Source organism: Cohnella sp. 56 (assembly GCF_037963805.1).
Classification (GTDB): Bacteria; Bacillota; Bacilli; order Paenibacillales; family Paenibacillaceae; genus Cohnella.
Genome location: NZ_JAZDQE010000011.1, coordinates 90,640 through 117,222 on the forward strand (window position 1 = coordinate 90,640; position 26,583 = coordinate 117,222).

At 61.9% G+C, this 26,583-nt stretch carries 28 protein-coding genes; 6 read left to right on the forward strand and 22 right to left on the reverse strand.

Annotated elements, in window-relative coordinates; genetic code table 11:
• Nucleotides 1–42: 42 nt before the first annotated feature.
• Together VQ071_RS18800 and pyk are read right to left on the reverse strand one after the other, a co-directional pair.
• Nucleotides 43–1,470 carry an aspartate ammonia-lyase gene (locus tag VQ071_RS18800; RefSeq protein ID WP_340515681.1) on the reverse strand — a complete coding sequence of 476 codons (1,428 nt, stop codon included), beginning with the start codon at nt 1,468–1,470 and terminating at the stop codon, nt 43–45.
• Between the two features lie 151 nt (nt 1,471–1,621).
• A complete protein-coding gene (pyk, locus tag VQ071_RS18805; RefSeq protein ID WP_340515682.1) occupies nt 1,622–3,037 on the reverse strand; it encodes a pyruvate kinase in 1,416 nt (471 codons plus the stop codon).
• 129 nt (nt 3,038–3,166) lie between these two features.
• On the opposite strand from pyk, the gene VQ071_RS18810 reads away from it, so the two are divergent.
• Nucleotides 3,167–3,943 carry a helix-turn-helix transcriptional regulator gene (locus VQ071_RS18810; RefSeq protein ID WP_340515683.1) on the forward strand — a complete coding sequence of 259 codons (777 nt, stop codon included), beginning with the start codon at nt 3,167–3,169 and terminating at the stop codon, nt 3,941–3,943.
• A gap of 149 nt (nt 3,944–4,092) precedes the next feature.
• Complete coding sequence (locus VQ071_RS18815) at nt 4,093–4,299, forward strand: alpha/beta-type small acid-soluble spore protein (RefSeq protein ID WP_340515684.1); 207 nt, start codon at nt 4,093–4,095, stop codon at nt 4,297–4,299.
• Between the two features lie 390 nt (nt 4,300–4,689).
• On the opposite strand, the gene VQ071_RS18820 is transcribed toward VQ071_RS18815, so the two are convergent.
• The 4 genes from VQ071_RS18820 to VQ071_RS18835 all read right to left on the reverse strand — a co-directional run bounded on the left by VQ071_RS18820 (nt 4,690) and on the right by VQ071_RS18835 (nt 7,187).
• Nucleotides 4,690–4,887 carry a cation transporter gene (locus VQ071_RS18820; RefSeq protein ID WP_340515685.1) on the reverse strand — a complete coding sequence of 66 codons (198 nt, stop codon included), beginning with the start codon at nt 4,885–4,887 and terminating at the stop codon, nt 4,690–4,692.
• Nucleotides 4,888–5,078: 191 nt separating this feature from the next.
• On the reverse strand, nt 5,079–5,390 hold the full coding sequence (locus VQ071_RS18825; protein WP_340515686.1) for a thioredoxin family protein: 312 nt from the start codon (nt 5,388–5,390) through the stop codon (nt 5,079–5,081).
• Nucleotides 5,368–5,766 (reverse strand): MerR family transcriptional regulator, encoded by a 399-nt coding sequence (locus tag VQ071_RS18830; RefSeq protein ID WP_340515687.1) that lies wholly within the window; start codon nt 5,764–5,766, stop codon nt 5,368–5,370. Before VQ071_RS18830 ends, VQ071_RS18825 begins: the two co-directional genes overlap by 23 nt.
• A gap of 83 nt (nt 5,767–5,849) precedes the next feature.
• Complete coding sequence (locus VQ071_RS18835) at nt 5,850–7,187, reverse strand: deoxyguanosinetriphosphate triphosphohydrolase family protein (RefSeq protein WP_445293309.1); 1,338 nt, start codon at nt 7,185–7,187, stop codon at nt 5,850–5,852.
• 232 nt (nt 7,188–7,419) lie between these two features.
• Here VQ071_RS18835 and VQ071_RS18840 point away from each other — a divergent pair, with 232 nt between their 5' ends.
• The gene (locus VQ071_RS18840; RefSeq protein ID WP_340515688.1) at nt 7,420–7,971 is read left to right on the forward strand and encodes a TVP38/TMEM64 family protein; all 552 of its coding nucleotides are present in this window, start codon (nt 7,420–7,422) and stop codon (nt 7,969–7,971) included.
• A 62-nt stretch (nt 7,972–8,033) separates the two neighbouring features.
• Here the strand turns inward: VQ071_RS18840 and VQ071_RS18845 are convergent, their stop codons facing one another.
• The 16 genes from VQ071_RS18845 to VQ071_RS18920 form a co-directional block, all read right to left on the reverse strand.
• On the reverse strand, nt 8,034–8,831 hold the full coding sequence (locus VQ071_RS18845) for a FadR/GntR family transcriptional regulator (protein ID WP_340515690.1): 798 nt from the start codon (nt 8,829–8,831) through the stop codon (nt 8,034–8,036).
• Entirely contained in the window at nt 8,803–9,495 is a 693-nt protein-coding gene (locus tag VQ071_RS18850; RefSeq protein WP_340515869.1) for a LutC/YkgG family protein, read from the reverse strand. Before VQ071_RS18850 ends, VQ071_RS18845 begins: the two co-directional genes overlap by 29 nt.
• Before the next feature lie 190 nt (nt 9,496–9,685).
• Nucleotides 9,686–11,203, reverse strand: a complete 1,518-nt coding sequence (locus VQ071_RS18855) for a LutB/LldF family L-lactate oxidation iron-sulfur protein (RefSeq protein WP_340515691.1) — start codon at nt 11,201–11,203, stop codon at nt 9,686–9,688.
• Nucleotides 11,200–11,928 carry a (Fe-S)-binding protein gene (locus VQ071_RS18860; protein WP_340515694.1) on the reverse strand — a complete coding sequence of 243 codons (729 nt, stop codon included), beginning with the start codon at nt 11,926–11,928 and terminating at the stop codon, nt 11,200–11,202. The genes VQ071_RS18855 and VQ071_RS18860 overlap by 4 nt, the downstream gene beginning before the upstream one ends.
• Before the next feature lie 513 nt (nt 11,929–12,441).
• On the reverse strand, nt 12,442–13,212 hold the full coding sequence (locus tag VQ071_RS18865; protein ID WP_340515695.1) for a DeoR/GlpR family DNA-binding transcription regulator: 771 nt from the start codon (nt 13,210–13,212) through the stop codon (nt 12,442–12,444).
• Between the two features lie 25 nt (nt 13,213–13,237).
• The gene (locus VQ071_RS18870; protein WP_340515696.1) at nt 13,238–14,713 is read right to left on the reverse strand and encodes a rhamnulokinase; all 1,476 of its coding nucleotides are present in this window, start codon (nt 14,711–14,713) and stop codon (nt 13,238–13,240) included.
• Nucleotides 14,714–14,743: 30 nt separating this feature from the next.
• Complete coding sequence (gene rhaA, locus VQ071_RS18875; protein ID WP_340515697.1) at nt 14,744–16,006, reverse strand: L-rhamnose isomerase; 1,263 nt, start codon at nt 16,004–16,006, stop codon at nt 14,744–14,746.
• 76 nt (nt 16,007–16,082) lie between these two features.
• Nucleotides 16,083–16,454, reverse strand: a complete 372-nt coding sequence (locus VQ071_RS18880; RefSeq protein ID WP_340515699.1) for a sensory rhodopsin transducer — start codon at nt 16,452–16,454, stop codon at nt 16,083–16,085.
• A gap of 48 nt (nt 16,455–16,502) precedes the next feature.
• Complete coding sequence (locus tag VQ071_RS18885; RefSeq protein WP_340515700.1) at nt 16,503–18,572, reverse strand: bifunctional aldolase/short-chain dehydrogenase; 2,070 nt, start codon at nt 18,570–18,572, stop codon at nt 16,503–16,505.
• Nucleotides 18,573–18,800: 228 nt separating this feature from the next.
• Nucleotides 18,801–19,295: a GNAT family N-acetyltransferase gene (locus tag VQ071_RS18890; RefSeq protein ID WP_340515870.1), complete on the reverse strand. Its 495-nt coding sequence runs from the start codon at nt 19,293–19,295 to the stop codon at nt 18,801–18,803.
• Nucleotides 19,285–19,638 (reverse strand): antibiotic biosynthesis monooxygenase family protein, encoded by a 354-nt coding sequence (locus VQ071_RS18895; protein ID WP_340515701.1) that lies wholly within the window; start codon nt 19,636–19,638, stop codon nt 19,285–19,287. Before VQ071_RS18895 ends, VQ071_RS18890 begins: the two co-directional genes overlap by 11 nt.
• A 33-nt stretch (nt 19,639–19,671) precedes the next feature.
• Nucleotides 19,672–20,127 carry a GNAT family N-acetyltransferase gene (locus tag VQ071_RS18900; protein ID WP_340515702.1) on the reverse strand — a complete coding sequence of 152 codons (456 nt, stop codon included), beginning with the start codon at nt 20,125–20,127 and terminating at the stop codon, nt 19,672–19,674.
• Nucleotides 20,128–20,134: 7 nt separating this feature from the next.
• Nucleotides 20,135–20,686, reverse strand: a complete 552-nt coding sequence (locus tag VQ071_RS18905) for a hypothetical protein (RefSeq protein ID WP_340515703.1) — start codon at nt 20,684–20,686, stop codon at nt 20,135–20,137.
• A gap of 22 nt (nt 20,687–20,708) precedes the next feature.
• A complete protein-coding gene (locus tag VQ071_RS18910) occupies nt 20,709–21,149 on the reverse strand; it encodes a GNAT family N-acetyltransferase (RefSeq protein WP_340515704.1) in 441 nt (146 codons plus the stop codon).
• Between the two features lie 96 nt (nt 21,150–21,245).
• The gene (locus VQ071_RS18915; RefSeq protein ID WP_340515705.1) at nt 21,246–21,470 is read right to left on the reverse strand and encodes a hypothetical protein; all 225 of its coding nucleotides are present in this window, start codon (nt 21,468–21,470) and stop codon (nt 21,246–21,248) included.
• A gap of 14 nt (nt 21,471–21,484) precedes the next feature.
• Nucleotides 21,485–22,336, reverse strand: coding sequence for a M15 family metallopeptidase (locus VQ071_RS18920; RefSeq protein ID WP_340515706.1), 852 nt, complete (start codon nt 22,334–22,336; stop codon nt 21,485–21,487).
• 153 nt (nt 22,337–22,489) lie between these two features.
• Here VQ071_RS18920 and VQ071_RS18925 point away from each other — a divergent pair, with 153 nt between their 5' ends.
• The 3 genes from VQ071_RS18925 to VQ071_RS18935 all read left to right on the forward strand — a co-directional run bounded on the left by VQ071_RS18925 (nt 22,490) and on the right by VQ071_RS18935 (nt 26,578).
• A complete protein-coding gene (locus VQ071_RS18925; protein ID WP_340515707.1) occupies nt 22,490–23,305 on the forward strand; it encodes an SDR family oxidoreductase in 816 nt (271 codons plus the stop codon).
• Between the two features lie 134 nt (nt 23,306–23,439).
• Entirely contained in the window at nt 23,440–25,191 is a 1,752-nt protein-coding gene (locus VQ071_RS18930) for an alpha-glycosidase (RefSeq protein WP_340515708.1), read from the forward strand.
• A 157-nt stretch (nt 25,192–25,348) separates the two neighbouring features.
• Nucleotides 25,349–26,578 (forward strand): sugar phosphate nucleotidyltransferase, encoded by a 1,230-nt coding sequence (locus VQ071_RS18935; RefSeq protein ID WP_340515709.1) that lies wholly within the window; start codon nt 25,349–25,351, stop codon nt 26,576–26,578.
• The last annotated feature ends 5 nt before the right edge of the window (nt 26,579–26,583 follow it).

A 26,583-nucleotide genomic window follows, 5' to 3' on the forward strand; every position in this document is an offset into this window, starting at 1 on the left:
TCCTCTCTCCCGATGAACGGCTTATCCGTCGGCGTCGACCGCTCAGCGCATATCTCCGTTGTTCCCGATCAGCCATTCTCCCGATATGCCCGGCGACGTCATCTGCACCGGATCGAGAATGATGTCAATCTCCTCCTGGGTCAGCAGATTGCGCTCCAGAATGATGTCGCGGAGCGGCTGACCGGTCCTGAGCGCCTCCTTCACCAGTCCGGCAGCGACCTCGTAGCCCAGATGCGGGTTGAGCGCCGTCACGATGCCGAAGCTGTCGCGCACGTAGGCCGCGCAGCGCTCTCTGTTCGCCTCGAGCCCCTCGAGCGCGTACTTCATGAAGACGTCCACCGCATTGCGGAGAATGCGCAACGACTGCAGCAGGTTCATCGCGATGACCGGGCCCATGACGTTAAGCTCGAATTGTCCGGCTTCGCAGGCCAGGCAGATCGTATGATCGTTTCCGATCACCTGGAATGCCGTCTGGTTCACGACCTCCGCCATGACCGGATTCACCTTGCCCGGCATGATGGACGAGCCCGGCTGGCGCGGCGGCAGCGCGAGCTCGCCGAGGCCGGTGCGCGGACCCGAAGCCATCATGCGGATATCGTTGCATATTTTGGACAAATTGACCGCGCACACCTTGAGCGAAGCGGACAGCTCGGTATATGCGTCCGTATTCTGCGTCGCGTCGACGAGATCGTCGGCGGAGACGAGCGGGATGCCGAGATCCTCGGCCATCAGCCGCACGACCTCAATGATGTATTCGGGCTTCGCATTCAGGCCGGTGCCGACGGCGGTAGCCCCCATGTTCACGTGGAGCAGGTGGCCGGTCGCAGTGGCGATGCGCGTGACATCTCTGCCGATGACGGCGGCATAGGCGCCGAACTCCTGTCCGAGCCGGATCGGTACGGCATCCTGCAGATGCGTTCTGCCCATCTTGATGACGTCATCCCACAGGCTGGCCTTCGCAGCGAGGCCGGAGCGCAGCTCCGCCAGCGTCTGGAGCAAACGGTGAGACTGTATGTATGCGGCAATCTTAAGCGCGGTCGGAATCGCGTCATTGGTCGACTGGGACATGTTGACGTGATTGTTCGGGCTGCAGTGGAAATAGTCGCCCTTCTCCCTGCCCATCAGCTCGAGCGCCCGGTTGGCGAGCACCTCGTTCATATTCATGTTGATCGACGTGCCTGCGCCGCCTTGAATCGAATCGACGATGAACTGGTCGGCGAAGCTCCCCTGGGCGACTTCGTCCGCCGCCTGGGCGATCGCATCGGCGATCGGCTGCGGCAGCAGACGCGTCATCGCGTTCGCCTTGGCGGCCGCCTTCTTGACATGCGCCAGCGCCACGATCAGTTCATGCTTGACGGGAATGCCCGTGATCGGGAAGTTCTCGACGGCCCGCATCGTCTGAATGCCGTAATAAGCTTCTTGCGGCACTTCCTTCTCACCCAGGAAGTCCCGTTCAATCCGGTAGGTCATCGCAGATTCCCCCGCTTTCCGCGTCTATGCGCGAATAGTAGTATATGTTGACGATTGTAACATAATCGCCGACAATATCCATCCTATCGGCAAAGAGCCGGCACGCAATCGCGTGCCGGCTCCCAGGAATAAGGTCGTTTAATTAATGTCATTAAAAAATCTGTTCGATCTTGATCAAATTGGTGGCGCCGGACTGGCCGAGCGGGGTGCCGGCCGTAATGACGACGAGGTCGCCGGAGCTTACCAGCCCTTGGTTGCGGCCATGTCTGACGGCAGCCGCAATCAGATCGTCCGTGGTCGCTTCCTTGGTGCCCATGACCGGCACGACGCCCCACAGCAGACAGAGCTTCATCAGCGTCCTGACGTCATAAGCGATGGCGACGACAGGCGCCTTGGGACGGTACTTGGACACCATGCGCGCGGTGAACCCGCTCTCCGTCGGCGTCAGAATCGCCTTGACGCCGAGCTCGAGCGCGGAGCTGACGACCGCCTGGCTGATGACTTCGGTTGTCGTCTGCGGCTGAACCCGGGTCCGCTGCAGGAATTCCTCCTGATAATCGAGCATCGACTCGGCCTTGAGCGCGATGTTCGACATCGTCGCCACCGATTCGACCGGATACTTGCCCGCTGCGGATTCGCCCGACAGCATGACCGAATCGGCACCCTGGATGACCGCATTCGCGACATCGCTCACCTCGGCGCGCGTCGGACGCGGATTGACCTGCATCGAGTCGAGCATATGCGTCGCCACGATGACGGGCTTGCCGGCCCGGTTGCACTTCTCGATCATCTGACGCTGGATCATCGGCACATCCTCGACCGGAATCTCGACGCCCAGATCGCCCCGGGCGACCATGATGCCGTCGGACGCTTCGATGATCGCATCCAGATTGTCGACACCTTCCTGATTCTCGATCTTCGAGATGATCTGGATGTGAGACGCGCCCAGCTCCTCGAGCAAGCCGCGAATTTGCAGGATGTCTTCGGCTCTGCGGACGAACGAAGGCGCGATGATGTCGATGCGCTCCTCGACGCCGAACTTGATGTGCATGATGTCGCGCTCGGTGACGCCGGGCAGCGTCGTCTTGATGCCCGGCAGATTGACGCCTTTGCTCGATTTGATGACGCCGCCGTTCACGACGCCGCAGACGATCTCCGTTTCCGAGACTTCTTTAACCGTCAGCTCGATCAAGCCGTCGTCGATCAGAATCCGGTTGCCCGGCTTGACGACGAGCGGCAGCTCGCTGTAGTTGACCGAGATGCGCTTCAAATCGCCGATGATCGTCTCCGTCGTCAGCACGAGCGTATCGCCCGCCTTCAGCTCGCCCGGCTCGGCCAGCTTGCCGATTCGCACCTCCGGTCCCTTGATATCCATCAGAATGGGGACGAGCGCTTGCTGCGCCGCTGCGGCTTCACGGATGCGGACGATGCGGCCGCTGTGATCGGCCAGCTCGCCGTGCGCCATATTCAGCCGGGCCACGTTCATGCCTGCGCCGATCATCCGTCTCAAGGTATCGACCGAGTCGCACGCCGGTCCCATCGTACATACGATTTTTGTTTTCCTCAAAGCTGCTCTTCCTTTCCGATTGCCGAAATTCGACCTGTCTTGTACATTTTAGACTTATTCCGACCGCTTGGATACGAACTATAGTATGATTGAATGACTATAGTACGATAAATTAAGGAGAGTTTCCGCATGCTCATCGATTGCCGGCTGGACCGCGGACTGCATTCGTCGAATCGCTACCAGGCCGACCGCTCCTATGGTCTTCTGTTTGTTTTGACGTACGGGAAAATCCGGGTGTCGTTCGAAAATATCGCTTGGGTTGCGGAGAAGGGCGATTTTATATACATTCCTCCGCATACGGCTTATGCGACGGACAGTCTGCCCGGCGTCTTTCACGAGAAATATGCCGTCACGCTCGACCTTGCCGCGGCTCCTGCAGGACTGCCGCTCTTCGATGACGGGCTGCCGCGTATCGCCAAGCCCGGCCGGTACGAATGGATGACCGATCGGCTGAGAGTCGTACATACCGAATGGCAGGAGCAGGCGCCGTATGCGAACGTCCGCTGCTCGGCAATCCTGCTCGAGCTCGTCGCCCTGTGGAGCCGGGAGCTGGAGCGGGAGCCGCTCAGTCCTTCGGCACTGCTGCTGGCCGAGCGAATGAAGGCCTATATCGCCGGTCATTACCGGGAAAGGATAACAAAAGAAGATCTCGCCGCCGCAATCGGCCGCTCCCCCAATCACGCCGCCACCTTGTTCAAGCGCACGACAGGTCAGACGATCAGCGAATACGCCCATGCAGCGAGAATCAAGACGGCTGTTAACATGCTTAAACAATCCCGTCTGACCGCAGGCGAGATCGCCGAATATGTCGGCTATCGGGACTTGTCTTATTTCCATCGGATATTCAAAAAACTGACGGGATACGCGCCCGCACACTTCATGAACGAGAGGGATGGCAGGGAATAATGGGGTTGTATGGCGCTTGAAGTCGATTAATGGCCTAAAATGTTGCTTCACGTGAAACATTTCGTATCTTAATTACCGCGCGCATAAACCCGCGAATAGAAGGAACTGCCATTCGCTATAATAAGTTCCATCAACGGAGGTGATCCAACATGGCAAGAAGCAACCGGCTGATCGTGCCGGAATGCCGCTCGGCGCTCGAGCAGCTGAAGTACGAGATCGCAAGCGAGCTAGGCATCAATATCCCGCAGGACGGATACTACGGCAACATGCTGACGCGCGAAGCCGGACAACTCGGCGGCAACATCACCAAGCGCCTCGTCCAAATCGCCGAACAGCAGCTTGGCGGCAGATATTAATCCCGTTAACTATCGGGCGCTTGACGATATCAACCGCCAAGGAAATTCGTTTCCTTGGCGGTTTTCGTATGGGACTGACGCTTCGGCGTTGGCTGACTGATCGCCGCTCCGATAGAGAACGATTTGCCGACTCCATGCCGAATGACGCTACTGCAGCTGCTATTCAGCAGCGAATTTCTTCGGGGAGACCGTTACTTGAGAGGATATTTGTCAAAACGCAGTTAATCCCGGGCGGCTCGGCAAATTTTTAGCACTTATCGCAACATGCGAATGCGGGCTCAGGCTTGGGCTCGGGTTTGGGAGGAAGGCCGCCAAGGGCGAGCCTCATTACAAAGAGCCATCCGCGGCTAGCGCAGCATGGCTCCCTGAACGGTTCTATGAAATCAAACTTTAGACGACCTCGTAGCCTTGATCCTGAATGGCGACCTTGATATCCGCCAGTGCGAGCTTGCTCTCGTCATAGCTTACATCCACCGATCCGCCCGCCAGATCCACCTTCGCTTGCGCGCCGATCTCCTTGAGCGCGCCCTCGATGCTGTTCGCGCAATGTCCGCAGGACATACCTTCAACTTTCAGGGTCGTTTGCATTTCCGACAGCTCCTTTATGTGTTGGTATTTATAATATAATATACCCCCGTAGGGTATGTCAACTGCTGACTGGGATTTTATTTGTATCGTCTTGACCCACGCCGCACAACGAACAATCTTCCCGCATCTCACCGCGAATACCCCTGCGCCGCAGCCGTCGCAGGGGTATTCGGCATCCGCCCTTACAATGTTCAGAGATAACGCGCGAGCGCCGTCCGATACACATCGATCGGGCGGAGCCCGACGAGCTTCTCCACCGGCTGGCCGTCGTTGAACAGAATGACGGTCGGATTGGACATCACGCCATAGGCAGAAGTCGTCTCGGGCGACTCGTCCGTATCGACCTTGACGATCTCCACCCGCTCGCCGTATTCGGTCGCCAGCTGCTCAATGACCGGCTCCAGCGCTCTGCACGGCGGACACCAGGTCGCCCCGAAGTCCACCAGCGTGACGCCCGAGCTCCGGACCGCCATCCCAAAATCAATATCGTTCACTTCTCTCATGCCTCGTCGACTCTCCTTCGCCGGAATCCGATTCGCCTCTGAAGGAAGAGATGCGGTCGACCAGATTGTCGCGAATACGCGCCAGCTGTGCGATCTGGGCCTCAATGTCGGCCAGCTTGCTCTCGTAAACCGGGAGCACCTCGGTGCAGAACTGCTCCGGCCGGCTCAGTACGCAATGCAGGAAGCCCGCGATCTGCTCCGTCGTCAGCCCCAGCTGCAAATAAAACCGGATCGTCCGCACCTGCTCCTCGGCCAGCGGCGAATATTCGCGGTAACCGTTCGCTTCCCGCAGCGGCGCGATCAGTCCCTGCGCCTCATAGTAGCGCAGCGACCGGATGCTCGCGCCCGTCCTGCGCGACAGCTCGCCGATCTTCATGCCGCTCCTCCTCCTTCCCTCCAGGCTGATCCCAGCATACACCCTGCCATTAATGTCAGAGTCAAGCCACCGTGGCGAAGTCGTCAATCCCGCTCATAGATCGAGCCCGAGCGGCTCGCAAAAAACTCGGCGTACACCTTCTCCGCATAGGCGTCCGTCATGCCGGACAAATAGTCCGCCACGAGCCGCTCCCACGGCCAGCGGCCCTTGTGCAGCTCGAAGCTCTCCAGCCAGTCCGGCGGAATGATGAGCTTGCCGGTCTCGTATTCCTTGAAGCTGCCCCACAGCCTGCGGATCATCACCTCGCTGCGCTTGTGCAGCCGCTGTACGCGGAAGTCTTTGATCAGCGTCACCCAGGCGAGCTTCTTCAATATTTCCATCGTCCGCAGCAGCTCGAGATCCTGCGCGCCGTCGCGGATGAACGTGACCTTTTTCCAGCCCCGCGCCGGATCGTCCAGAATTCCGACCTGATTGGCAAACCTGCGCACCCAGCGCGCCTTCATCTCGCGTCTGGCCCGCGAAGGCTCCCCGCCGCATTCGACATAAATCTGCTCCCACTGCTCCAGATAGGCGCTCAGCACAGTGCGCACCATGGACGGCAGGTCGATCTGATCCCAGCTCATATGGTGGTTGCCCGGATCGTCCCTGATCTCCTGCACGAGCGCGGCCACGATGCGGTCGTCCTCGAACAGCGTCCGGCTCATCGGAATCTTGCCCGCCCGGATGCCGTCCTCCAGGTCGTGCGTCGAATACGCGATATCGTCGCACAGGTCCATCAGCTGCGCCTCGAGCGTCGCACAGCCCTCCGGCATTCCCCACAAGTCCCGCAAATAGCCGATGCCTTCCCATTCCATATGATAGACGCCCTTCAGCCTGCCCGGCTCGTCGAGGTTGTAAGGGTATTTGTTGATGCCGAGCAGCACCGAAGCGCAGAGGTCCAATCCGCTGTCGCTGCCCGCCCGCTTCTCGAGGAACATCAGAATCCGGTAGTTCTGCGCGTTGCCCTCGTACTTCAGACCGAACTCCTCCGTCAGCACGTCGTTGAGCACCTCTTCGCCCTTGTGCCCGAACGGCGGATGCCCGAGATCGTGGGCGAGCGCGGCCACCTCCACGACTTCCGGATCAAGCATGAGGCCCGGATGCTCCCGCTTGGCCAGCAGCGCCTCGTGCTTGCCCAATCTGCGGGCGACCTCGCGCGCGATTTGCGACACCTCGATCGAATGCGTCAGCCGCGTCCGGTAGTAGTCCCCGCTGCCCGCGCCGAACACCTGGGATTTGCCCTGGAGCCGCCGGAACGACGGAGATTGAATGAGGCGCGCATAGTCCTTTTCATATTCGTCGCGGTCCTCGCCGGAATGAATGTTTTCGGTATCGAACAGTCTCATCTTGCGCAGGCTCGCTTGTCCTCGGTGCAGCGTCATCGGCATCTTGCTCCTCTTCGTTCAGTGCGTCCATACGGGCCAGCCCCGCATTATATTGGGATATAGTATATGCTCCGGTCCCGCTCGAAGCAAGCCCGACGGCAGGTTGACGGCAGGTTGGGCGCGGGGGGATTGCGATGCTGCGGCCGGTTGCGGTAGGCTGGAGAGAGTGTTCGCAGAAAGGGAATGCCGAGGTCTGTCGGAGACGGCAGCGGAAAAGAGGGACAGCGCGTTGAAAGCAGCTGCGATAAAAAAAATCGGATGGGCCGCCGCCGCATACGGCCTCGTCATCGTCGGGATATGGCTCTGCAAGGACGAGCTGCTCGAGCTCATGGAGCGCGGCTCGGGCTCGCTCGCCGTCATGCTGACGCTGGCCGTCGTCCTCGCCTTGTTCCCGGTGCTGCCGTACAAGGCGTTCATCGCGCTCGCCGCCTATGCGTACGGCGCGCCCGGCGGCGCCCTGATCTCCTGGTTCGGCGCGACGGCCGCGGCGCTCCTCATGTACGGCTATGCGCGATTGTTCCTCGCGGATGCGGCCTCGGACTGGCTGTCCCGCGCGCCGAGACTGCGGGCGCTGACGGCCCGGCTTGGACGGCGGCCGTTCTGGTTCGTATTCGTCGCCCGCCTTATCCCCTTCCTGCCGCAGCCGCTCGTCAATCTGTATGCGGCCGCCGCCGGCATCCGGCCGCTGCCCTACATTGCCGGCACCGCGCTCGGCAAGCTCCCGATGATGTTCGTCTATGCGTTCGCCGGACGACAGCTGCTCGGCTACCTGTTCGGCTGAAGGGCAAACAAGGACGAAGCGGCCAGCGCCCCGTCCCTGTTGCAAATTCTGTGCTTGCGCTCTTACAGATGGCGCAGCAGCATCCGCTCCACATGCGCGAGATGCTCGTTCATGCGCAGCGATGCCGCGAGCGGCTCCTGCTCGGCTACGGCCTCCAGGATGGCCGAGTGCTCCTCGTACAGCCGGCGCGCGACCGACCTGCTCGCGTACAGCTCGACGCGGCGGATGTCGCGGATCGCCCGCTCCATCTGGCCCGTGATCGACGCGAACAGCGAGATCATGATCTCGTTGCGCGTCGCTCTGGCGAGCAGCATGTGGAATTCAAGATCGGTGCGCTCGCCTTCGATATCGTCGCCGATCCCGGCCTCCATCTCCTTCAGCAGCGCGCGCAGGGCGGCGAGATCCTCGGCTGTGCGCTTCGCGGCGGCGATCGAAGCGATCGACACCTCGAGCGTCTGCCGCACCTCGAGCAGCTCGAGCAGCGTCTTGCGCCCGTCGCGCAGCGACAGCAGCTCGGGCGGGCCTGCCGCCTCCGGCGCAGCTCGCTGCGGGTCCGGAGGCGCGGCGGCGACCCGGCAGCCGCCGCCCTGGCGGATGTCGATGAGGCCCATCGCTTTGAGCGCGCTGAGCGCCTCGCGCGTCGTCGAGCGGCCGACGCCGAACTGTTCGGAGATCTCCCGCGTCGAAGGGAGCTTGTCGCCCGGCTTCAGCCTGCCGTCCTCGATCTGCCGCCGGATTTGCAATGCGATCTCTTCATAGTGGTTGCGCTTGGTCAGACGCTTCGCTTCGATCGGTCTCGCCTCCCGTGGATGCTCATGCTCATGATCAGGCTCAGCCGACGATGAGCGCGTACACGACACCGGGACCGTGGACGCCGATCGTCAGGTCGTTCTCGATATCCGACGACCGGCTCGGTCCGGATATGAAGTGGACGCCGGCCGGCAGCGCCTCGCGGCCTGCCTCGTCCATCGGCACGAGCGCTTCGCCCAGCCGGGTGCCGAGCCGCTCGGCTGGAATCAGGATGAACAGCACGGTCGGCAGCAGCGACACCGAGCGCCCCTTGCCGGGTGCGGAGCGCACGACGACCGTGCCGGTGTAGGCGAGCGCCCCATCGGCCAGCACGACGCCGATGTCGGCTTCGGCCGCGCGCGCCTTCCAGTACACGTCCCCGTCGCTATTCCAGACCGATACCTCGGCCTGCGGCACAGCCGCCTCCAGTCCGAGCGTAGCCAGCTCCGGCTGATCCTGGCGCACGATGATGCGGGCGCCCAGCTCCTCCGCCCGCTCAGCGATGAAGCGGCCTGCCGCGTCCAGATCCGCGACGCGCTCCGTATGGCCGCCGACGCTGCGCCAGTTGGCCTGGAAGCGCTCGATGCGCTCCTCGGGCGTCCAATCGAACGCCCGCCAGAAATCCGGCGCGCCGCGCATAGGCTGCTCCGGCTTCACCGTCGTCCGCGCATGGCGCAGCCTGGCGGCGATGCCGTCCATGAACGTCACCTGCTTGGCGCGGGACGCCCGCTCCATGTCCGCCAGCCAGGCGGCGTGTGCCGGATCGGCCGGCGCGTCGCCGGATCCGGACGCCGCGCCGGCGGTCACAGCGCGTTCCTCGGACAATGTCTCGCCTGCTGCCGCCCCAGCCGGCAACGATTCGCTCCCCACCGCTTCCGCTCGCGTCGATCCGCTCCCGGTCGCGGCACCGACTGCCGCATCCCGCTTAATGTCCGCCATGTCCGCCGCCTCCTTGTTCCCGCTGCTTCACGATTTCTTCCATCCTGCGCTGCATGTCCGGCGCCATCTGCGGCCGCGTGCCGCCGACCTCGCGCTCCAGCTTCTCCCACCGGTCGCGGAACGAGCGTCTCGGCAGGCTCGGCGTCACCCGGTAGCTGTTCCAGCCCTTGAGCGGGCCGAGCTTGGTGCGAATCTCGCCGCCGCGCACGACGAGCCGCTGGCCGAGCTTGCCGATCGCGAGCGCGGCTTTCATCGCCGCGCTTGAGCCTGTCAGCGCGGCGAAGCCCTTCATGCCGGCCGTCTCGATCGCTTTGCCGTTGCCCGTCTCCACCTTGCGCCGCCGCAGGTAGATCAGCATATCGTGCAGCGGAATCTTGACCGGGCACGCCTCGTAGCAGGCGCCGCACAGACTGGACGCGTTGGCGATATCGTCCCACTCGGCGATGTTCTTGTTGAGCGCCGGCGTGAGCACCGCGCCGATCGGGCCGCTGTACGTGCTGCCGTACGCATGGCCGCCGATATGGCGGTACACCGGGCAGGCGTTCAGACAGGCGCCGCAGCGGATGCAGTTGAGCAGCTCCTGGAACTCGGGATCGCCGAGCTGGAGCGAGCGCCCGTTGTCGACGATGATGATGTGCATCTCCTCGGGGCCATCGGCGTCGGCCGTCCGCTTGGGTCCGGTGATTGCAGACATGTACATCGTCAGCTTCTGCCCGGTCGCCGAGCGCGGCAGCAGCGTCGCCATCACCTCGAGGTCCTCGAACGAGGGGATAATGCGCTCCATGCCCATGAGCGTGATCTGCGTCTTGGGCACCGTCGTGACCATGCGCGCATTGCCTTCGTTCTCGAACAGCACCATCGAGCCGGTCTCGGCGATCGCGAAGTTGCAACCGGTCATCCCGATGTCGGCCTCGAGGAACTTCTCGCGCAGCTTTTTGCGCACGAAGCCGGCGAGAATCGTCGTGTCGGCCTCCAGCCGCTCACCCGCGACCTCGGACAGCAGGTCGGCGATCTGGTAGCGGTTTTTGTGGATCGCCGGAATGACGATATGCGAAGGCATCTCGCCCGCCAACTGGATGATGTACTCGCCCAGGTCGGTCTCGATCGCCTCGACGCCGATGCCCTCGAGCGCATGGTTCAGGTGCAGCTCCTCGGACACCATCGACTTCGACTTGACGACGGTCTTCGCCGCCTTGCGCTGCGCGATGTCCATCGCGATGGCGACGGCGTCCTCGCCCTTGTCGGCGAAGTGCACGTGCACGCCGTTGGCCCTCGCATTGTCGACGAACAGATTGAGATAGTAGTCGAGGTGAGCGATCGTATGCAGCCGGATCTGCCGCCCCCGCTCCCGCCATTCCTCCCAATTGCCGTGCTCCGCCGACGCATTTTTCTTGCCGTTACGCAGCCGTTCGGTCGTGAACTTGACCGCCTTGACTAGAAATTCGTCGTTCAGCGCCAGCTCCGCCCGCTCTTTGACCGTCGCTCTTCCTTTGTGCGCGCTCATGCCAGACCCGCTCCTTCCGCCAGCACTTCGGCCAGATGCATCACCCGCACCTGCTCGCCGCGATAACGCAGATTGCCCGCGATATTCATGAGGCAGGCCATGTCGAGCCCGACCAGCACCTCGGCCTCGGTCTCCTTGACGTGGTCGACCTTCTCGGACACCATCGCGCCCGATATATCTGCCATCTTGACCGCGAACGTGCCGCCGAACCCGCAGCAATCCTCCGCATAGGGCAGCGGCACGAACTCGAGATCGCGGACATGCGACATGAGCGCCATCGGCTCGTGCTTGACGCCGAGCAGCCGGGTGCCGTGACAGGAGGGGTGATACGTTACTTTGTGCGGGAATCTCGCGCCGACGTCGGTCACGCCGAGCACGTTGACGAGGAACTGGGTGAATTCGTACGACTTGTCCCTGAGGCGCTCGGCGCGCGCGAGCTGGACCGGATCGGACTCGAACAGCTTCGGATAATGGTGGACCATGCCCGTGCACGACCCGGACGGCGAGATGACGAAGTCGCTGTCCTCGAAGGCGTCGAGTATCGTCTTCGCGCTCGCGCGCGCTTCCTGCCAGTAGCCGCTGTTGAACGCGGGCTGACCGCAGCAAGTCTGGACGCGGGGGAACTCGAGCGACACGCCGTACCGCGCCAGCACCCGCACCATCGCCTCGCCGACCCGCGGGTAGATCGCATCTCCGAGACAGGTAATGAACAATGAGACCTTCATAAAAGAACACCTCGCGTATAGATGAAATATGTCAGGTTGTCAGACAAGTTGAGTGTAGAGACAGGCGCAGACGGCGCTGCGCTTTGAGATGTTGGCAAATAATTAGTGTGATAAGAGAGGCCGGCAAGTGCTTGAGCGGGCTTGAGCGGGCTTGAGCGGGCTTGAGCGGGCTTGAGCGGGCTTGAGCGGGCTTGAGCGGGCTTGAGCGCGTATGTTTAACTGCAATTATACATCTATCCGTCTCGTCGTGGGGCGCGCCGAGTGCATAACTGCAAATATACAGTTAAATCGTCCGATTTGGGCCAGATTTGAACCCATCCTCCCGAAATAGATGTATATTTGCAGTTATCCTTCAAAAACAAGCCGCATGGTGCATATATAGATGTAAAATTGCAGTTATTTATTTGCTATGTCCAAGCAAGCGACAACGCGCGATTGCCGCTGCAAGACTGCGCGCTTTGTCGACGCAGCGCCGACCGCGCAGCGCCAACGGCGCAGCGCCCCGCCAGCAAGCTACACCGTGCTCACGCCGATGCCCCGCGCCTCCAGCTCGCGCACGATGTCGCCCGGTACGCGGCGGTCGGTCACGAGGCGGTTCACCTCGGACAAGTCGGATACATGCGTGAACGCCTGCAAACCGAACTTGCTCGAGTCGGCCAGCACGAACACCTGGTCGGCCATACCGATCATCTTGTGCTTGATGCGCGCCTGCAGCTCGTTGGACTCGCTGATGCCGCGCTCCAGATGTACGCCTTTGCACGAGAGGAACAGCTTGTCGACGTGATAGGCGTCGAGCGAGCGCTCGGCGAGCGGGCCGACATACGACAGCGAGCGCCGGGCGAGCTGGCCGCCTGTCGAGATGACCTCGATGCGCTCCTTGCCGGCGAGCTCGAGCGCGACCTTGATCGAGTTGGTCAGCACGGTGAGCGGGATGTCCGGCATCTCGCGCGCCATGTACCAGGTCGTGGAGCTGGCGTCGAGCAGTATCCGGTCGCCCGGCGAGATGAGCTTGATCGCCTCGAGGGCGATCCGCCGCTTGTCGTCCGCGCGGATGATCTCCCGTTCGGAGTACGGCGTCTCGGGCTGCGTGTGCTGATCCTGATCCTTGACGCTGACGGCGCCGCCGTGCGACCTGCGCAGCCGTCCCGCCTGCTCCAGCCGGTCCAGATCGCGCCGGATCGTCTCCTCCGTCACGCCGCACAGCTCGGACAGCTCGGACACGCGGATGCTGCCGCGTTCGTTAACGAGCTCCACGATTTTTTCATAACGTTCCGCGACGAGCATTCGGCGTCCTCCTTTTCCTTATATCCTACTTCGATAGCGATGTCGCCCGCAAGAAATTTCCGTAGGCGGCCTCCCAGGCGGCCGCGTCCGCAGGCTCATAGGTCGCCACGCCGAACGAATCGCGGATGATGCGGCGCGCTTCGCGCAGGTCGGCCAGCTCGCCCGAGGCGATCCACTGTACGGCCAGGTTGCCGATCGCGCTGCCCTCGGCCGGGCCGGCCCATACCGGCTTGCCGATCGCGGATGCGGTCCACCGGCACAGCAGCGTGTTCTGGATGCCGCCGCCGACCATATGGAGCCCGCCGTAGCGGCGCCCGGACAGCTCCTCCACCCGCTCGAGCGCATACCGGTACTTCAGCGCCAGACTCTCGAGAATGCAGCGCATCGTCTCGCCGACGCCCTCCGGCGGCCGCTGCCCCGTGCGGCGGCAGTATTCGGCGATCCTGCCCGGCATGTCGCCCGGCGGCAGGAACAGCTCGTCGTCCGGATCGATATAGGCGGCGAATGCCGGCGCGCCCTCGGCCAGCGCCACCAGCTCAGGGAACGAATAGGCGCTGCCCGCCCGCTGCCACGCTCTGCGGGATTCGTTGACGATCCACAATCCCATGATGTTCTTGAGCAGCCGGTACGTGCCGCAGGCACCGCCCTCGTTGGTGAAGTTCAGCTCCCGTGCGCGATCCGTGAGCACCGGCTCGGCGACCTCCGTGCCGATCAGCGACCACGTCCCGCAGCTGAGATAGGCGAAGTGCTCGTCGAGCGCCGGCACCGCGACGACGGCCGAGCCGGTGTCATGCTCGGCGACCGCGTACACCGGGATCGCCGGCACGCCGAGCTCCGCCTGCACCGCCTCGCTCAGCGTACCTGCCGGAGAGCCCGGCTGGAGCACGTCGCCGAACCAGTCCGCCGGCACCCCGAGCAGCGCCAGCAGCTCCGGGTCCCACGCCTTCGCCGTCGCGCTGAACAGCTGCGTCGTCGTCGCATTCGTGAACTCGCCGTGCATCTCGCCCGTGAGGAAGTAGCGCAGCAGATCCGGCATCATGAGGAAGCGCTTCGCTTCGCGGAGCAGCGGGTTGCCGGCGGTCCTCAGCGCGTACAGCTGAAAGATCGAGTTGAACGGCTGGAACTGAATGCCGGTTCTGGCGAACAGCTCGGCTTCGGATATTTCCCCGAACAACAATGGCATGATCCCTGCCGTATGCGCGTCGCGGTAATGATACGGGTTGCCGAGCAGCTCGCCGCTCTCGCCGACGAAGCCGAAGTCGACGGCCCAGGAGTCGATGCCGATGCTCCTTATCTCGATGCCCCGCTGCTTGGCGATGAGCAGCGCCTGCTTCATCTCGTGCAGCAGCCGCAGGATATCCCAATGCAGCCTCCCGCCGATCTGCACGGGATCGTTGGGGAAGCGGTGAAGCTCCTCCGTCTCGATCCGGCCGTCCGTCAGCCTGCCGAGCAGCGCCCGGCCGCTGCTCGCGCCCAAATCGTAAGCCAATATGTCGGCCATTGTCAGCAACCTCCGCTATAGGTTAAGCTATCAGCCGCGCGCGGCGAGCACGTCCCGCTCGTACGCCTTGACCTCGGCCAGCCAGCGCTCGCGCACCGGCACGCCCTGCGATTCGCAGTAGTAGTCCCAGATCGCGCCGAACGGATACGTCTTGAACTCCTCGACGAGCGCGAGGCGCGTCGTGTAGTCGCCGTCCAGCTCCGCCTTGCGCAGCGCGTCTGTCGGCTCGAGCAGCGCGAGCAGCAGCGACTTGATCGTGTTGCGCGTGCCGATGACCCATGCGGCTACGCGGTTGATGCTCGCGTCGAAGAAGTCGAGGCCGATATGCGTCTTGCCGAGCAGCTCGCCGCGCACGAGCTCGCGGCCGATGTCGAGCAGCTCGTCGTCGAGGACGACGACGTGATCGCTGTCCCAGCGGACCGGACGGCTCACGTGCAGCAGCATGCCTTCGGCGAACAGCGACAGCGAGGACAGCTTGTTCGAGATGACCTCGGTCGGGTGGAAGTGGCCGGCGTCCAGGCAGATGAGCTTGTTATGCTGCAGGCCGTAGCCCATATAAAACTCGTGCGAGCCGACGGTATAGGCTTCCGCGCCGAGACCGAACACCTTGCTCTCGACGGCATCGAGGTTGTGCGCCGGATTCAGCGCCTCCGCGAACACCTCGTCGAGCGATTCCTTCAGCCGCCTGCGCGGCGCGAGCCGGTCGACCGGCGTGTCCTTGAAGCCGTCCGGCACCCAGACGTTCGTGACGCAGGTCTGCCCGAGCTGCTCGCCGAAGTACGCGCCGATGCGGCGGGAGCGCTTGCAGTGCTCGATCCAAAATTCGCGGATCGCCGGGTCCGCATGGCTCAGCGTGAAGCCGTCCTTGGAGTTCTCGTGCGAGAAGCAGGTCGGATTGAAGTCCAGGCCCAGCCCCTGCGCCTTCGCCCACTCGACCCACTTCTCATAGTGGCGCGGCTCGATCGCGTCCAGGTCCACCTTTTCGTCGGTGTCGGCATAGATCGCATGCAAGTTCACCTTGTGCTTGCCGGGAATGAGCGACAATGCCTTTTCCAGATCGGCCCGCAGCTCGGCAGGCGTGCGCGCGGCGCCCGGATAATTGCCGGTGACGGCGATGCCGCCGGTCAGATCCTGGTCGCGGTTCAGGAAGCCGCGCACATCGTCGCCCTGCCAGCAGTGCATGGAGATCTTGATCTCGGACAGCTTCGCGAGCGCCGCATCGACGTCGATGCCATGCGCCGCGTATTGCGCCTTGGCGGCTTCGTATTGCTTGAGCGTATCGTTGGTTGGCATGAACGATGATCCTCCTCTATAAAAGACCGGGAGCGGCGGGCTCTCTTGCGCCGCGCCGCTTCGGCCAAGCTTGCGATTAATGAATCGGATAGGCCATGACCGACATGAGCGCATTTTCCGCCTGCGTCGCGTCCAGCCGGCTGTATTGCACGATGACCTTGATGTCGCTGCGCACCTCGATGGCGTACGGCACGCCGGGCGGGATCGTCCTGCCGTCCTTGGCCAGCGACGAAGTGCGGATATGACGCGTGCGGCGGGCCGGCACGACGACCAGAATATCCTCGATCGGCTCGCGGTCCTCAAAATAAATCGTAAACTGCAGCAGCGCATCGTCCGAAGCCGTATTCAGCACGCATACGGACTCATGGCTCGTGAGCCGGCCGGCGCTATGCTCCGGAATATAGGCGTCGGGAATGAACCAACGCTTTTCGCCTGTCGCCTGGGTCATGCGCCTTCCTCCTTTTCCTTCGTCGGCCGTGCCGACGGAATCGATGTCTTAGCGCGTGAACGCGGCCGGTACGCCGCCGTCGATCGTCAGCATGCAGCCCGTCGTCTTCTCGGCCTTGGACGATGCGAAGAACGCCACGCCCTCGGCGATATCGCGCGGGTAGATGTTCACGAGCAGCGTCGTGCGCTTGCGGTAGTACTCCTCGAGCTGGTCCGGCTCGATGCCGTAGGCGGCGGCGCGCTCATTGCGCCAGCTGCCGTTCCAGATCGCGGAGCCCTGCAGGATGGCGTCGGGCAGAATCGTATTGACGCGAATGCCGTGCTCGCCGCCTTCGGCCGCGATGCAGCGGGCCAGATGGGCTTCGAGCGCCTTGGCCGCGCTGTAGGCGGTGGCGTTTTTGCCGGCGTACACCGAGTTCTTGGAGCCGATGAACACCATGCTGCCGCCGACCGCCTGCGCCTTCATGAGCTTGAACGCCTCGCGAGCGACGAGGAAGTAGCCGGTGCCGAGCACGTTCATGTTCAGGTTCCATTCCTTGAGCGAAGTCTCCTCGAACGGGCTGGACGTCGCCAGACCCGCGTTGTTGACGATGATGTCGACGCCGCCGTATGCGAGCGCGGTCGCCGCATAGGCCGCCTGGACCGCTTCTTCGCTGGTCACGTCCATCTTGACCGCGATCGCGCGGTTGTCGCCGTAGCGGGCGTTGATCTCGGCCGCTATCTTCTCGGCGCCCTCAAGATTGAGGTCGGCCAGCACGACATGCGCGCCTTCGGAGACGAGACGGCGCGCCGTCTCGCTGCCGATGCCGCCCGCGCCGCCGGTGATGAACGCGACCTTGCGCGAGAACTCGGCTTCGGCTGGAGCCAGCGTCAGCTTGTACAGCTCGAGCGGCCAGTACTCGACATTGTACGACTCGTTCTCGCTGAGCGAGACGAACTCGCCGAGCGCCGTCGCGCCGCGCATGACCGCGATCGCGCGGTGGTACAGCGCGCCGCTCACCTGGGACATCGCCCAGCTCTTGCCGGTGTTGATCATGCCGACGCCCGGGATCAGGATGACGCGCGGTGCCGGCTCGAACATGACGTCGCCTTCGTTTTTGTTGCGCTCGAAGTATGCTTTGTACTGCTCCTTGTAGGCGGCTACGCTCTCCTTGAGGATCGCCTTCAGGCCCTCGACGTCGTCCGCATCAGGCGCCCAGTCGACGAACAGCGGCACGACCTTCGTGTGCACGAGGTGGTCCGGGCAGGCGGCGCCGACCTGGGACAGCTTCGGCGAAGCCTCGCCGCCTACGAACGCGAGCACGTCGTCCGCGTCATCGAACGACAGGATCATCTTCTTGGCATCGCTGACCGCGCCGCGAATCGTCGGCATGACCTGCGCCGCGATGCTGCGGCGGACGTCGGCCGGGAGCGCCTCATGCTTGACGCCGCCGAACAGCTTCGCCGCGTCGACGCGCGCTTCGATGAATGCCTCGGCTTCGCTGATGATCTTGATCGTCTGCGCGTACGCTTCCTCGCTCGTCTCGCCCCAGGTGACGAGGCCGTGCTTCTCCATCAGCACCAGCTCGGCGTTCGGGTTGGCCAGCACGCCCTCCGCGATCATCTTGGACAGCTTGAAGCCCGGGCGGATATAAGGCACCCATACGAAGCGGTCGCCGAAAATTTCCTTCGCCAGCGCCTTGCCGTTGTCCGCGCAGCACAGGCTGATGATCGAATCCGGGTGCGTGTGGTCGACATGCTTGAACGGCAGAAACGCATGCAGCAGCGTCTCGATCGAGGCACGCGGGTGCTTAACGTCGATCATGCAGTTGACGAGGTAAGCGACCATCTCTTCGTCCGGCATCTCGTCCTTCTCGAACAGCGGGCGGATGTCGTCCATGCGGAGGCCCGTGAAGTTGCCGGCCTTCATCGAGGCGAGGTCGGAGCCGCTGCCCTTCACATACATCACTTCGACGTCGCGGCCGCGGAAATCCTTCACAACCGTCTTCGCGGACGTGTTGCCGCCGCCCCAGTTGCAGACGCGCCGGTCGGCGCCGATGATGTTGGAGCGGTAGACGAGCTGATCGAGCGCGTTTTGTTGCTTGGATGCTTCCGAGGAATTCCACAGACTTTGAACCATGAGATGAGACCTCCGAGTATTTGTTTTTGTTTTCTTTTGTTTTCACTATATCATCTTTGTTTGTTTTTGAATATACAATTTCGGACAAAAACAAAAACCGCTCTTCGGAGGAAGGCGGCATCGTTGTCGTATGGCAAAGCGATTGTGATAAACTGCAGCACAGCCTGGGCGGAAATAAAGCTCAAGTCGCGGCGCCGGGATCGGCAGCCGCATCCGGCGGGTCGCTATTCAATCCGCGACCCGCAGACCGACGAAAACGAGATCGCGCTCGACACCGTCCAGCGCTGCGACGCGCGGCAGCAGACCCCAGCGCTCGAACCCGTGCTTGCGCAGCAATCCGAGGCTCGGCTCGTTGTGGCCGAATACGAGGCCGACCAGCGTCCGGATGCCGAGCGGCGGCGCGGCCGCGATCGCATGCCGGATCAGTACGCCGCCCAGTCCGCGGCCGCGGCAGTCCGCGGCGATATAAATGCTGATCTCGGCCGTCGCATCGTACGCAGCCCGGCTATGGAACGCCGAGAAGCTGAGCCATCCGGCGATCCGGCCTTCCAGGCGGAGCACCCACAGCGGGTGGCGCTGCGGCGCATGGGCCTCGAACCATGATACCCTGCTCTCGACCGAGACCGGCTCCAGATCGGCCGTCACCTGCCTGCTTGGAATCGTCGCGTTGTATATATCGACGATCCCGGGCAGGTCTTCGATGCGGGCAAGCTCAATCTTCATGTCTTTCTTCTGCACGATGTTCCCTCTCTTTTGCCAGGCTCGCCGGGCCGTCCAATCGAATCCTTACATAGTGGTCGCTCTGCGGCTCCTCCACGTAAAAAGGCGCCAGCGCCTTTTCCCACTCCGCATATCCCTGCGACCGGACGAATGCTGCGACATGATCTCCGACCGACTGCCATTGGACGAGCAGCAGGTACTGGCCGTTCTTTTCCACACATTTGTTCAGCTCATGCGAGATGTAGCCCCTTGCGCCGGTCAACATATGCTGCGCCTTGCGGAAGCTACTCTCGAATTCACTCGCGGATTCGGGCCTAACGCTGAGCAATGCCGACTGTAAGATCATCTGGGCACCTCCGGGTAATGCAGCCGTCGCCGGCTACAAAGTCAGATCATAATAACAGAATGCTTCGTCTCTCTCATAGCCGGCCCGCTCGTAGAGACGCTGCGCGCCGACGTTGTCCAGCGCCGTTGACAGCGTCAGCCCCTTGGCCCCCGTCGCGACCGCGTGACGCTTCGCCGCTTCGAGAAGTCGGCTAGCCACGCCGCCCTTGCGATATAGCGTATGTACGAACAAGTCGTTCAATATCCATAGCCGCTTCATGGAGATCGAAGAAAACGATGGATAAAGCTGGACGAACCCGGCGGCATTCGCGGCTCCCTCGTGCTGCGCCAGCAAGATGACCGACTCGAGCTGTCCGAGTCGGGCGGTCAGATACGACCTGGCGCCGGCCTCGTCGGACGGCTGACCGTAAAACGATCTGTAGGCGTCAAAGAGCGGCACGATCAGCGCCAGATCGTGTATGGTCGCTTGCCGAATGTTTAAATCCGTCATGATGTGCTTATACCTCTCCTTCGTCGTCCTCGCCAGAACGCGCATATAGTCTGATGACACCGTTGTCCCGAACGGCCTCTACGCCGATCGCCTTCAACATCACGAACGACTGCCCGTCCAGCGCGAACAGTTCGATTCCCCGATCGTAATCGTACGCGCAGTGCAGCGTAATTGACGGCCGATTGGGCAAAGAGAATGTGTAGCGGCTGTCCATGACGGCGAGATAATGCCGGAATGCCTTGGTGCGCATATACTGCTCGTCGTCCAGCTCAATCAACTCATACTTGGCGTCAGCGGCAGGATACAGCTCGATATCCTCTGCTTCTACGCGGACTGCAGCCGCGCCCTGGACGACCGCCCGCACCGTATTCAGCGTCGGCGGCAGATCCAGCAAGCGCGCCTGGACATTTTCCGCGATACCGATCAGATGCGACAGCGCCAGCAGCAACAGACCGCCGACAATGCTGACGACGATCAGGATCAGCGATCCGCTCATCGCGCCGAGCAGCGTCCCGAACAACAGGATGATATATCCGAAAATATCAAGCAGCGTGCGCATACTATTCCTCCTGACCGCCCGATTAATCGGCGTCCTCGTCCTCCGGATCGGCGACGTAAATGCAGCGGTAACGTTCCGTGCCCAGATACAGCTCGCCCAGACTATGAATCGTGAACCCGATGCTTCTATAAAAACCGACGCTGTCCTCATCCGTCTCCGCTTCGATCGAGGCCGGATTCTCGGCGCCGAGCAGGAGCAGCACGATGCCTCTGCCGTACCCTTTACCCCGTTCGTCGGGATGAACCGCGATGTGCCGGATGACGAGACGTTTGTCCTCGTTGACGGCATAGCCGACGATGCCGATCATTTCTCCTTCGTCCTCATAGCCTTGAAGATTCAGCTTCGGATCTTGCCTGTACGCACCCAGCACCTCGACGATCCGGTCCGGGTCCGGGAACACGGACATCTCGAGCAGCTCGTATACGGGGCGCTGGTCCAATCTGTTTTTAATGTCGACGAGCACACAGCCTCTTCCTCTCTTATATGATTAATGACATGAATTAATCCCGTTAAATAACAGCGAAATTCCGAAACAACCGTGCGAGGCGTCCTTCATCGTTCAACGCCAACGCGTATTCGATCTAGCGAGCTGATGGATCAGCCATGCGAACGAGGCCAGCGCACACAGCCATATCGCACTCGCGACATACCAATCGACGGCGAAGATCAAGCAATGAACCGCAGCGGTCTGCGCCAAGCTGGAGACGACCTGGCCATCCTTGTCCGAAAAGGCGGCAATGACGGAGAGCGCCAGGAAGGCGAGTATCAGCAGCGTCAGAAGCATCCTCTTGTCAGCTCCTATTCTACGTCAAAGTTGAAATACGTCTTCGGATACGGCTCCTTAATTAACGTATAATGCCACCATTCCTTGCTGTATGCCTTGAAGCCGCGCTTCTCCATCGCTTTCTTCAGCACGTTCCGGTTCGCCGTCTGCACCGCGTTCACCAGCTTCGTACCGTGCCATGAGACGCTGCCGAGAAAGTCGAAGCCGCCGCCCATGTCGACGAGCTTGCCGGTCTTGATGCTGGCGATCGACAGGTCGACCGTGCTGCCTCTCGAATGCCCCGACTTGCTCGACAGGTAGCCAAGCTTGAACAGCTTGCTTTTGTCCGTATCCGGATAAAAAATATTTTTGGTCGTCTGGTCCTTCGGGTCCTTGGACCAGCGGATGAAGTGATCGACCGCCTTCTGCGGGCGATAGGCGTCGTAGACGACCAGCTTGTAGCCCTTCGCGGCCAGATCCGCGCTCACCGCCTTGAGCGCCTTCGCGGCCTGTGCGGTCATGATGGCGTACGGCGCCTTGTAGCCGTCCACCCGGGCGCCCACGAAGTTGTAATCCCCGTAGTAACGGATATCGTACTCCGCGGACGGGATAACTTCGTCCAGATAGACGAATCCTGCAGGCAGCTCGCGCTTCTTGACGGGGATGCTCGCGTCCGGGACATCGGTCTTGTCCGCCGCGGCGACGGCGACGGCGACGGCCGGGGCAGTGGCCGCGGCGCCTGCGGGTTGCGCCTGCGCGCCGATTCGGGCCGATGCGGACGCGGCGTCGCCCAGGGCCGTACCGAGCGGGGCGACCGCAGCGGCGCAAGCTGCGGCGTGCAGGCAGACGACTCCGGCCAATAACGCGGCGATACAGCTGCGGCGCATAGTCCTCCCCCTTCCGTATTGACATTCCATCATTATAGCATCATATCGATAGGGCATCCTATCAAACTGTCGGGCATGCGTTGTTGCATCATTCGGATGTCAGGGTAAACGTTGTTGGTTGATCATAATCCGATATCGAGGGAGCGAACGATAATGGCGAATCAAGCGCAATCCGCGGCAAACGGGGAGCTCGCAGGCAAGGTAGCATTGGTGACGGGCGCAGCTTCGGGCATCGGTCTGGCGTCCGCGGTCAGGCTCGCGCAGGACGGCGCCAAGGTCGCGCTGCTGGGCCGCAGCGGAGACGACGAGCTGGGGCAAGCCGTACATAAAATAACGGAAGCGGGCGGCGAAGCGATCGCAGTCGAGGCGGACATATCCGTCGAGTCCCAGATGCAGGCGGCCGTGCAGCAGGTGCTGGATCGCTGGGGCCGGCTCGACATCGTCGTCGCCAACGCAGGGGTGAACGGCGTGCTGCTGCCGATCGAGGAGATGGGCCTGGAAGATTGGAGCACGACGCTCGGCATCAACCTGACGGGCACCTTCCTGACCGTCAAGCACGCGATTCCGGCGCTCAAGAAGCAAGGCGGCAGCATCATTATCACCAGCTCGATCAACGGCAACCGCGTCTTCTCGAACTTCGGGTTCAGCGCGTACAGCACATCCAAGGCGGGCCAGGTCGCATTCATGCAGATGGCGGCGCTGGAGCTGGCCCAATACCGCATTCGTGTCAATGCGATATGCCCGGGTGCGATCGAGACGAACATCGGGGAAAATACGGACCGCAGACCGGAGGTCGACGAGATCGCGATTCCCGTGGAATTCCCCGAAGGCGATCAGCCGCTGCGGCACAAGCCCGGCAGCGCCAAGCAGGTCGCCAGCCTCGTCAAGTTCCTCGCTTCGGACGAATCGTCGCATATTACGGGTACGCCGATCTACATCGACGGCGCCGAGTCTCTCCTTCACGGCTGATGTTCGGCCCCCGGCCTGAAGGCCGGGCGCTTCTCACAGTTTGCCGGCGCCGGCCTTCGGGCACGACGCCTTTTTTTATATCCGCCGCTCCCACTCTCTTTCTACCATCCCAAGACACGAAGAAGGTGCGCGTCATGCAGCTCGAATGCTTTTACCATTCTCCGCGCAGCAACTGGGCCTATTCCTATGACAAGGATACCTTCCATCTGCGCATCAGAACCAAAAAAAACGATGTCGAGCGCGTATACGCCATCACCGGCGACAAATACGATTGGGAGCGTCACAACCGCGAATGCGGCATGGAAAAAATCGCAAGCGACAAGCTGTTCGATTATTGGGAATGCGAGGTCAAGCCCGAGCGCAAGCGGTTCTCGTACGGATTCCGGTTTGAATCCGGAGCGGACAAGGTTTGGATGGTCGAGTCGGGCTTTTTCGAGGAACAGCCGTTCCCTCCCGGCGGTTACTACGAGATGCCGTTCATCCACGAGATCGATATATTCACGCCGCCCGAGTGGGCGAAGTCGGCCGTCTTCTACCAGATCATGCCCGACCGGTTCGCCAACGGCGACCCGTCCAACGATCCCGAAGGCACGCTCCCCTGGGGAGAGCAGCCGACCCGGGACAGCCACTTCGGCGGCGATCTGCAGGGGATTATCGATCATCTCGATTACTTGACCGAGCTCGGCGTGACGGCCGTCTATCTGACGCCTGTCTTCGAGGCGCCCAGCAATCATAAGTACGATACGACCGACTACCGCAAGGTCGACCCGCACTTCGGCGATACGGACACGCTTAAAAGGCTGGTCGACGCCGCGCATGAAAAAGGAATCCGCGTCGTACTCGACGCCGTCTTCAACCATACGAGCGTCGATTTCCCTCCGTTCAAGGACATTATCGCGCATGGCGAGCAGTCCAAGTATGTCGACTGGTACCATATTTACGACTTTCCCGTCCGCGTCGAAGACGGCAATCCGAACTACGATACGTTCGGCTTTTTCGCACATATGCCCAAGCTCAACACGGCCAACCCGGAGGTCAAGCATTATCTGCTCGGCATCGCGGAGCATTGGCTGAGGGAGGTCGGCATCGACGGCTGGCGGCTCGACGTGGCCAACGAGATCGATCATGCCTTCTGGCGCGACTTCCGCCGAACTGTCAAAAGCGTGAATCCGGATGCGTACATCATCGGCGAGGTGTGGTCGGACTCTCTCCGTTGGCTGCTCGGCGACCAGTTCGATTCGGTCATGAATTATCCGTTTGCCGACCGCGTGAACGAATTTTTCAGCCAGGGCGACGCGAACAGCGGCGACTTCGCCAGCAAGATCAACCATGTGCTCATGCGATATCCGCAGCAGACAAACGAAGTCGTCTTCAACATGCTGAGCAGCCACGACACGCCCCGCATTTTGACGATGATGGGCGGCGACAAGCGCCGGCTGAAGCTTGCGGTCGTCTTTTTGCTTACGTTTATCGGCACGCCTTGCATTTTTTACGGCGACGAGATCGGCTTGACCGGTGATGGCGATCCCGATTGCCGCAAATGCATGGAATGGGACTTCGAGCGTCAGGATCGCGAGCTGTTCGATTTTTACCGGCTGCTGATCGGGCTGCGCAAGGAACATTCGGCGCTGCGCTCGGGACGCTTTCGCATCCTGAAGGCGGACGACGGCGAGCGCCGGCTCGTCTATGAACGGATCGGCTCGGGCGAGCACTTCACGATCTGGATGAACAACGCCGAGGAGGAAGCGCTGCTCGAACATCCGATGGACACGGCGGATTGGTTCGACGCGCTGAGCGGCGAGTCCGTCGCGCCGGAGAACGGTCGGATGCGCATTGCCCTCGAGCCGCTCGGCTATCGTATCTTGCGCAGGAAGGTTGCAAATTGAACGGAGACGGCTGCACGATTCGTGCGGCCGTTTCTATTTTTACGGACACAAACTGTTCACAGTTACCAAAAAAGTTCGGCGTTTCAAGTCATAATCTCGTTGGTTAATAACTATCTATGATCTTGCTGGCAATTAAGTCGAGGGGGAAGAACAGAGGATGAGCAATCAGAACGTTTTGGCCATGCTTCTAGCGGGAGGGGAAGGCAAGCGGCTCCATCCGTTGACGCAGCAGTGGGCCAAACCGGCCGTACCGTTCGGAAGCAAACAACGCATTATCGATTTTCCGGTCAACAATTGCTTGAACTCGGGCATTCAGAGCATCGGCGTCGTCACGCAATATCGGGCGGAATCGATTCACAACCATCTGCGCGGAGCGAACGGCTGGAACGGCGATTCGGGCAAGCAAACAGGACTCACGCTGCTCCCGTCGGACCGGCTCGGCACAGACGGCTACATAGGAACGGCAGACGCAATCTATCAGAACATGGATTATATCGATAGCCACGCGCCGGAGGACGTGCTGATCCTGTCGGGCGATCATATCTATCAGATGGACTACAGGCCGCTGCTGGCGGCTCACCGGTCCCGCGGCGCGAGCGCGACGATCGTGGTCAAGCATGTCGACTGGGCCGAGGCGAGCCGGTTCGGCATCATGAGCACGGACCAGGACGACCGGATCGTCGACTTCGCGGAGAAGCCGGCCGCGCCGAAGAGCAATCTCGCCTCGATGGGCGTGTACGTATTCCGCTGGCAGGACCTGCGGCGCTATCTGCTGCAGGACGCAGCCTCCGCGACATCGTCGCGCGACTTCGGCAAGGACGTGATTCCTCGTCTGCTCGCGGACGGCGAGTCGCTGTACGCACACAAGTTCGACGGCTACTGGCGCGACGTCGGCACGATCGACAGCCTCTGGGAAGCGAATATGGACCTGCTCGACGGCGTCGTCCAGGTCGCTTCGCCCGAATGGCCGATGAACGCCTCCGCCCTGTCTTCGGTCGTGCACTACGCTGCGAACGCCCAAGCGCAGATTCGCGGCTCTCTCCTGCACCAAGGCGTCGCGGCGCGAGGCGAGATTACCCGCTCGGTCGTCTCCTGCGGCGCTCAGATCGGCGCGTTGTGCCAGATCAAGGACAGCGTCGTCATGCCGAACGCGAAGATCGGCAAGCATGCGAAGATCAGCCGCGCCATCATCGGCGAAGGCGCGATCATCGAGGACTACGCCGTCATCGGCGGCGATCAAGCCGAGATCGTCGTCATCGCGCCGGGCGAGCGCGTCAAGGCGAGCGTGTTCATGGCGCCGGCGTTCGAGCGCATCAAGGATATGAAGGATCGCATCGTCGGCGGCAAGCTGGATCAGACCGGGGCGCTGCTGTCGCTGGCCGAATAACGACA

Coding starts and splice junctions, on each gene's coding strand:
- VQ071_RS18800 (WP_340515681.1), bottom strand. CDS start 1,470: ATGACCTACCGGATTGAACGGGACTTCCTGGGTGAGAAGGAAGTGCCG.
- VQ071_RS18810 (WP_340515683.1), top strand. CDS start 3,167: ATGCTCATCGATTGCCGGCTGGACCGCGGACTGCATTCGTCGAATCGC.
- VQ071_RS18815 (WP_340515684.1), top strand. CDS start 4,093: ATGGCAAGAAGCAACCGGCTGATCGTGCCGGAATGCCGCTCGGCGCTC.
- VQ071_RS18820 (WP_340515685.1), bottom strand. CDS start 4,887: ATGCAAACGACCCTGAAAGTTGAAGGTATGTCCTGCGGACATTGCGCG.
- VQ071_RS18825 (WP_340515686.1), bottom strand. CDS start 5,390: ATGAGAGAAGTGAACGATATTGATTTTGGGATGGCGGTCCGGAGCTCG.
- VQ071_RS18830 (WP_340515687.1), bottom strand. CDS start 5,766: ATGAAGATCGGCGAGCTGTCGCGCAGGACGGGCGCGAGCATCCGGTCG.
- VQ071_RS18835 (WP_445293309.1), bottom strand. CDS start 7,187: ATGACGCTGCACCGAGGACAAGCGAGCCTGCGCAAGATGAGACTGTTC.
- VQ071_RS18850 (WP_340515869.1), bottom strand. CDS start 9,495: ATGGAGCGGGCGTCCCGCGCCAAGCAGGTGACGTTCATGGACGGCATC.
- VQ071_RS18855 (WP_340515691.1), bottom strand. CDS start 11,203: ATGAGCGCGCACAAAGGAAGAGCGACGGTCAAAGAGCGGGCGGAGCTG.
- VQ071_RS18860 (WP_340515694.1), bottom strand. CDS start 11,928: ATGAAGGTCTCATTGTTCATTACCTGTCTCGGAGATGCGATCTACCCG.
- VQ071_RS18865 (WP_340515695.1), bottom strand. CDS start 13,212: ATGCTCGTCGCGGAACGTTATGAAAAAATCGTGGAGCTCGTTAACGAA.
- VQ071_RS18870 (WP_340515696.1), bottom strand. CDS start 14,713: ATGGCCGACATATTGGCTTACGATTTGGGCGCGAGCAGCGGCCGGGCG.
- rhaA (WP_340515697.1), bottom strand. CDS start 16,006: ATGCCAACCAACGATACGCTCAAGCAATACGAAGCCGCCAAGGCGCAA.
- VQ071_RS18880 (WP_340515699.1), bottom strand. CDS start 16,454: ATGACCCAGGCGACAGGCGAAAAGCGTTGGTTCATTCCCGACGCCTAT.
- VQ071_RS18885 (WP_340515700.1), bottom strand. CDS start 18,572: ATGGTTCAAAGTCTGTGGAATTCCTCGGAAGCATCCAAGCAACAAAAC.
- VQ071_RS18890 (WP_340515870.1), bottom strand. CDS start 19,295: ATGAAGATTGAGCTTGCCCGCATCGAAGACCTGCCCGGGATCGTCGAT.
- VQ071_RS18895 (WP_340515701.1), bottom strand. CDS start 19,638: ATGATCTTACAGTCGGCATTGCTCAGCGTTAGGCCCGAATCCGCGAGT.
- VQ071_RS18900 (WP_340515702.1), bottom strand. CDS start 20,127: ATGACGGATTTAAACATTCGGCAAGCGACCATACACGATCTGGCGCTG.
- VQ071_RS18905 (WP_340515703.1), bottom strand. CDS start 20,686: ATGCGCACGCTGCTTGATATTTTCGGATATATCATCCTGTTGTTCGGG.
- VQ071_RS18915 (WP_340515705.1), bottom strand. CDS start 21,470: ATGCTTCTGACGCTGCTGATACTCGCCTTCCTGGCGCTCTCCGTCATT.
- VQ071_RS18920 (WP_340515706.1), bottom strand. CDS start 22,336: ATGCGCCGCAGCTGTATCGCCGCGTTATTGGCCGGAGTCGTCTGCCTG.
- VQ071_RS18925 (WP_340515707.1), top strand. CDS start 22,490: ATGGCGAATCAAGCGCAATCCGCGGCAAACGGGGAGCTCGCAGGCAAG.
- VQ071_RS18930 (WP_340515708.1), top strand. CDS start 23,440: ATGCAGCTCGAATGCTTTTACCATTCTCCGCGCAGCAACTGGGCCTAT.
- VQ071_RS18935 (WP_340515709.1), top strand. CDS start 25,349: ATGAGCAATCAGAACGTTTTGGCCATGCTTCTAGCGGGAGGGGAAGGC.